We start from the raw sequence: 6,000 nt of genomic DNA, 5'->3' as shown, positions 1-6,000 counted from the left end.
ATATTAGACAGTTCAAAGGAATAAAAATGGAAAAGTCCACCCAACCAGAAGCCGTTTCATCGGTATTGAAAGTTTTTAACATTCTTGAATCTCTGGGAAAACAGAAGGAAATCGGCGTATCTGATCTTTCACAGCGCTTAATGATGTCGAAGGCCACGACGTATCGCTTTCTACAAACAATGAAAATGCTGGGCTATGTGTCTCAGCAAGGCGAGGCCGATAGATACTCACTGACATTGAAGATGTTCGAGCTTGGATCTAAATCGCTTGAGTGGGTTGATATGATCACAATTGCAGAGAAAGAGATGCGTGTGATTTCAGAAGAGACCAATGAAACGATTCACTTAGGGGCATTGGATCATGGCTCCATCATCTATATTCACAAAATTGATTCTAGCTTTGCTTTGCGTATGCACTCACGTGTTGGCAGAAGAAACCCTCTGCATACTACTGCCATAGGTAAAGTATTGTTGGCAGAACGTGACGAAGAATACGTTCGCGCTCAACTTGCAGATACCGAGTTTGTGAAAAGCACGAAAAATACAATCGAAAGCGTCGACCAACTTATGGATGAGCTAAAAATAGTGAAACAACAACACTTTGGCGAGGATAATGAAGAGCAAGAACCAGGATTACGCTGTATCGCAGCCCCTGTTTACGATCGTTTTGGTACCGTGATTGCTGGTGTGTCAATTTCATTTCCGACCATGCGCTTTGATGAGCAGAAAAAAGCGTCTTATGTGGAATTATTACACAACGCAGGTCGAAATATATCCAAACAATTAGGGTTTAATGATTACCCAGTAAAATAGCCAGAAAGGTTTTAGAGCGAATCAAGGCGTCTCTAACTCGATATATGAGGCGTTTGACAATAATTCCATGATTAAAAAAGCTAAAGGGTATATACATAATAATGTGTTATCTAAAGTACTGAAACGATCATGACGCTCAAAGAGATACTAAAAGTTCCTAACGTTCGCTATTTCTTAATGTTTAGAAGTAGTTACTTTGCGCGTTTCTATTACCCTATCTTCACCCTACTCTACTTAGACTATGGTTTAACCCTCTCTCAATTTGCCATGCTTAACGTGGTTTGGGCTGCCACCATCGTACTTGCTGAAGTACCATCAGGGGCATTGGCTGATACGCTCGGGCGTAAAAAGCTTGTCGTGCTCTCATCGATGGTGATGTTTATTGAAATCGCCATGATCGCCTTAGTACCAACCGGAGAGCCCGATGTGGTCTTCGTTGTATTTTTGATTAATAGGATACTCAGCGGCTTAGCTATGGCACTTGCGAGTGGTGCCGATGAGGCATTGGCTTACGACACTTTGAAAGAGCAAGGCAATGAAGCGCTGTGGCCGCGCGTTTTACAAATACAACTTCGAATCGCTTCAAGCGTTGGTATCTTTGTCACCTTGCTCGGTGCTGCCATGTACGATGTGAACGTCATGGCGCCTCTCTTTCATACTCTTGGATTGGCCGAGCCCGAAAGCACCAAAGACCTGATGCGCATTCCCGTGTTTGCCACCCTGTTGGTGGCGATGATCGCCATTTATGCCGCCATAAATATGCGTGAAGAGAAAAAAACGGGGCCAAGCGATCAAACCAAAGCAGCCACCATCATTGCCAGCCTTAAATTAACGGCCGACACCGGTAAGTGGGTACTTGCTACCCCTTACGTTCTGTTTATCTTGCTCTACTACAGCCTGTTCGAGCATACCTCGCGAATGTTCCTAACCATGAATAGCCAATACTACCTTGCTATCGATATACCGATTATCTACTTTGGTTTTATCGGTGCAGGGATCAGTTTGCTTAAAATAATTTTGGCGGGACAAAGCCGCCGATTAGCAGAAAGTATGGCGCCAAAAACCTTTATTGCGGTCATGGGGGGCGCGACCATGGTGACCTATTATTGGATCAGTTTAGGGTGGTCAATTTACGGAGTGATTCCAGCACTCGTGCTGATTTTTATCATCATGACGATGAACATTTTCATCAGCTATCATCTCAACCAAAAAACACAATCACACATCAGAGCCACCGTGCTTAGCTTTAAAGGTCTAATGTTTAATCTTGGATATGGATTGATCGGCATTTTATATGCCTACTACTACAAGTTAGTATCCCAGCGCTACACCGCACAAGAGATAGAACAAAACCTCGACTTCTTGGCTTCACTCTCTTCATTCTTCTATTATTTCACCCTATTATTCGTTTTGATCAGCGCGCTGTTCTATTTCAAGAACAAAAAAGAACCGATCTTTTGATAAATGTAGCGATATCGAATAGCACTTAAAGCCAAGCTTTTAATGTTAACTGAGTAAGGATTGGTTAATATAATCAGTAAATTACATTACACATGGAAGCGTCATGTCTTTTAGTTGGATAGCTTTTACTCTTCTTGCGGCTTTTAGCCAATCTTGGCGCAATGCATTTCAAAGCAAATTAAGTGGAACGATGAGTGTGGCAGGAGTCACACTGGCTCGTTTTATTTGGGCAGGCCCGATCGCGCTTATTTATCTTTATGCGCTCTATCAATGGCAGCCCGTAGCCACACCGCATTTTTCCGGTGAATTTATTTTCTACATTGGTGCCGCTGCAATCATGCAGATCCTTGCTACAGCCTTAATGGTGATGCTGTTCAAAAGAGAAAACTATGCAATAGGAGCCGGACTGGCTAAGTGTGAAGCCCCCGTATCAGCTGTACTTTCGGTGTTATTCTTTGGCACTGCTTTAACGGTAACGGGCTGGTTAGGCGTAATCATTGGCACGTTGGGCGTGTTGATCATGAGTAGCTCTTCCGGGTGGCGAAGCCTCTCTCCTAAGGTTTTTCTACTTGGTATGGCATGCAGCACTGCTTTTGCTTTAACTTCTCTTTGGGTCCGTGAAGCAAGCTTGAGTATCGGGCTACCCTTTCCGCATAGCGCAGCTTGGGTGTTATTTTTAGTCATTTCACTTCAGACCATCATTATTTGTACGTTTCTGTTTTTTAGAGATCGGGCGACATTCCGCCAGATATTTAAAGGCTCGAAATTGGTGGTTATGACAAGCCTCGCCAGTGTGATTGGCTCTCTTGGTTGGTTTAGCGCGATGTCATTGCAAGCCGTGCCTTATGTAAAAACATTGGGGCAAATTGAAGTGATCTTTATGGTGTTGATCTCTTATTTCTGGCTAGGGCAACACATTGCTCGTAAAGACATCTTTGCCCTTATTCTGCTTTCTATCGCCGCAGTATTGGTTATGTGGCAGTAAACGAAAGCCGTATCAAACAAGACCAAATAGATCCTTGCCAACATGCCTGTCCAGAATGCTAAGCAATATTGTCGACACAAGGCGCTTTATCAGTGCCCACACTTAACATCGATGTTGTATTGTTAGTCAGATTTAAGTCGCCAAGCATACTAAAAGACACATCACATTTCGTTTTTTTAGTTTCAGCTTCTGTATCATTAATCACCTTGTCTACGGCAAACGGGGAAAGGTAAAATCCGCCCTTGCTATTTTTTAGGTCCTTATATGTTGTCGAATCAATTAATGATGCTGTTAGCCATGGTCGAACGAGCATCTTTGCTACTCATGGCTCTCTACTTTCTAACACATATGAAAGTATTTCAGACTCTGATTGCAAAGCAGAGTCGCAACACACTAGAACGCACGATACTGACACTGTTCTTCACGGCGTTCGCCATTTTTAGTACCTATACAGGAGTGCACGTTGAAGGGTCGCTAGTCAATGTTCGTATTATCTCGATTGTCTCAGGTGGCGTGCTCTTTGGACCTTGGGTTGGCATCCCCGTAGGACTCATCTCTGGTATTCACCGGTATCTTATTGATCTCAATGGCCCATCATCGATTCCATGTTTAATCAGTAGTGTTTTAGCTGGGATCTTAGCCTCTTGGGTCTACCTACGTGCTAACTACGCTAACTATGCTAAGTACGGTTTTCTCGTCGCTGCTGGTTGCGAAGTGTTGACCATGATACTCATCATTGGTTTATCTCAGGACAAAGCCCTCTCCTATTCGATAGTCGATGCTATTGGGTTGCCCATGATTTTAGGCTCAGTGTGCGTGATTCTGATCATTAAATGGCTACAAGATATGGAAAGCGAAAAAGATAAAGTCGCGGCATATCAAGCCAAACAAGCCCTAAAAGTCGCTAACCAAACTCTACCCTATATACGAAAAAGCTCAAATGATGCACTAAAACAGGTTTGTACCATCATAAAAAGGGAGTGCAATGCCGATGCTGTCGCGATTACAGATACTCGCGATGTGCAAGTGTATGTGGGTTATGGAGAGCAGCAATACTCTAGCCATCACAACCAGGTCAGCCTGATGACAAAAACGGCGATTGAAAATGGTACGATTATTAAGAGCAATAATATTCAAGAGCACACTTTTCGGTCATTAATGATAATCCCGTTATTTGAAAACAGTAACGTCACGGGAACCTTAAAAATCTTTTTTAATAAACCCCATCAAATCACGCTAGCCTTACACGAAATGGCGATCGGTTTGTCTCAGCTCATTTCGACTCAATTAGAGGTTGCCAAGGTCGAAAAATTAAAAATCATGGCTAACGAGGCAGAATTTGGGGCATTACAAAACAAGATCAACCCTCATTTTCTGTTCAATACCCTCAATGCTATCTCCACTCTGATACGAATCGAACCCGATAAAGCCAGAGATCTCATCGGCAAACTGGCGGGATTCATGCGATTTAACCTAGAAAATGTCGATGAGATGATTCCTCTAGAAAAGGCACTACAGCAGGTTAAAGACTACGTAGCTATCGAAAAAGCCCGTTTTGGAGATAAGTTATCTGTACAATTTGATGTGGACACTGTCGACACCTCAATACCACCATTACTGATACAACCTTTAGTCGAAAATGCTATCGGTCACGGCATCATACCGAATGGTCGCAGTGGTACGGTTTGCATTCGCGTTAGACAGCAACTCAATGGTATTGAAATCACGATTTGTGATGATGGCGTTGGCATCCCAAATACGGTTATTGAACAAATTTATTCTGGTACGATCGAATCGAAAAGGATCGGGCTCAATAATGTCCATCAACGAATTCAATTATTGTACGGGAAAGGACTTGAGATAGAACGTCTTACCCCGGGCACTCGTATCTCTTTTGTGATTCCTAAAGGCAAATATAATGACAACAGCAATCTTAGTTGAAGACGAATATCTGGCTCGTGAAGAACTCAAATATCTGATCCATAAATACAGCACGATTGAAATAGTGGCTGAGTTTGATGATGGGTTGAAGGCATTGGAGTATATCCAAGGTACAGAAATCGACATCGCATTTTTAGATATCAACATCCCATCGGTCAACGGGATGTTACTGGCTAAAAGCCTCTATAACTCAAAGTGCCCACCGAAAATCATCTTCACAACCGCTTACAGAGAGCACGCAGCTGAAGCCTTCGACATTGAAGCCTTTGATTATATTCTCAAACCATTTAGTGAGCTTCGAGTGCAAAAAACGCTCGAAAAAATCGAATATCAAAGAGCTTTGTCGTCCGCCAAACAAGACTCATACCATGCTCATCGCGATCCAAAAGCCAGCGTTAATTTGTATCAAAACAACCGCATTCGAATTACGCCTGTCGCAGAAATTATCGTCGCCAGTGCAAATGGGAAAATAACCGAAGTTGTCACGCAGCGCGGTTTGTTTACATCGCCAATGATGCTAAGTGACTTTGTTAACCAAGTGGATAATGTGCACTTTTTTCGAGTTCACCGGTCATACTGGATAAATTTAAACCAGATAGAAGAGATCATCCCTTGGGCAAGCAGTACCTATCGTATCAAATTAAATGGTACAGACACCCTGATTCCGGTAAGCCGCTCCAACATCAAGCCCTTTAGAGACTTAATGGGTTTGTAATTCATTCCCTATTTTTGCCGTTCATTCCACTGTCACTACCGTTGATTTTTTTTCCTTTTCTGCCGCTTGAAGCCTAAATGATAGTT

At 42.9% G+C, this 6,000-nt stretch carries 5 protein-coding genes; all 5 read left to right on the top strand.

All coding sequences use genetic code 11. The features are described 5' to 3' along the window. Window positions 1-26 precede the first annotated feature (26 nt). Window positions 27-812 carry a DNA-binding transcriptional regulator KdgR gene (kdgR, locus tag L4B77_RS14515; RefSeq protein ID WP_372041072.1) on the top strand — a complete coding sequence of 262 codons (786 nt, stop codon included), beginning with the start codon at window positions 27-29 and terminating at the stop codon, window positions 810-812. A gap of 129 nt (window positions 813-941) precedes the next feature. Beyond that, a complete protein-coding gene (locus L4B77_RS14510; RefSeq protein WP_429751270.1) occupies window positions 942-2,273 on the top strand; it encodes an MFS transporter in 1,332 nt (443 codons plus the stop codon). 103 nt (window positions 2,274-2,376) lie between these two features. After that, window positions 2,377-3,258, top strand: coding sequence for a DMT family transporter (locus L4B77_RS14505; RefSeq protein ID WP_261840645.1), 882 nt, complete (start codon window positions 2,377-2,379; stop codon window positions 3,256-3,258). Between the two features lie 264 nt (window positions 3,259-3,522). Beyond that, entirely contained in the window at window positions 3,523-5,199 is a 1,677-nt protein-coding gene (locus tag L4B77_RS14500) for a LytS/YhcK type 5TM receptor domain-containing protein (RefSeq protein ID WP_261840644.1), read from the top strand. After that, a complete protein-coding gene (locus tag L4B77_RS14495) occupies window positions 5,177-5,914 on the top strand; it encodes a LytR/AlgR family response regulator transcription factor (protein WP_429751267.1) in 738 nt (245 codons plus the stop codon). Before L4B77_RS14500 ends, L4B77_RS14495 begins: the two co-directional genes overlap by 23 nt. The last annotated feature ends 86 nt before the right edge of the window (window positions 5,915-6,000 follow it).

Origin of the sequence: Vibrio minamisatsumaniensis (genome assembly GCF_050337445.1) — a bacterium.
Taxonomy (GTDB): domain Bacteria; phylum Pseudomonadota; class Gammaproteobacteria; order Enterobacterales; family Vibrionaceae; genus Vibrio; species Vibrio artabrorum.
Note: the sequence above shows the minus strand (reverse complement) of the source record. Positions and strands in the feature narration are given on the sequence as shown.

Bases quoted from the DNA above. Each gene is read 5' to 3' on its own strand.
- kdgR (WP_372041072.1), top strand. From the start codon at position 27: ATGGAAAAGTCCACCCAACCAGAAGCCGTTTCATCGGTATTGAAAGTT.
- L4B77_RS14510 (WP_429751270.1), top strand. From the start codon at position 942: ATGACGCTCAAAGAGATACTAAAAGTTCCTAACGTTCGCTATTTCTTA.
- L4B77_RS14505 (WP_261840645.1), top strand. From the start codon at position 2,377: ATGTCTTTTAGTTGGATAGCTTTTACTCTTCTTGCGGCTTTTAGCCAA.
- L4B77_RS14500 (WP_261840644.1), top strand. From the start codon at position 3,523: ATGTTGTCGAATCAATTAATGATGCTGTTAGCCATGGTCGAACGAGCA.
- L4B77_RS14495 (WP_429751267.1), top strand. From the start codon at position 5,177: ATGACAACAGCAATCTTAGTTGAAGACGAATATCTGGCTCGTGAAGAA.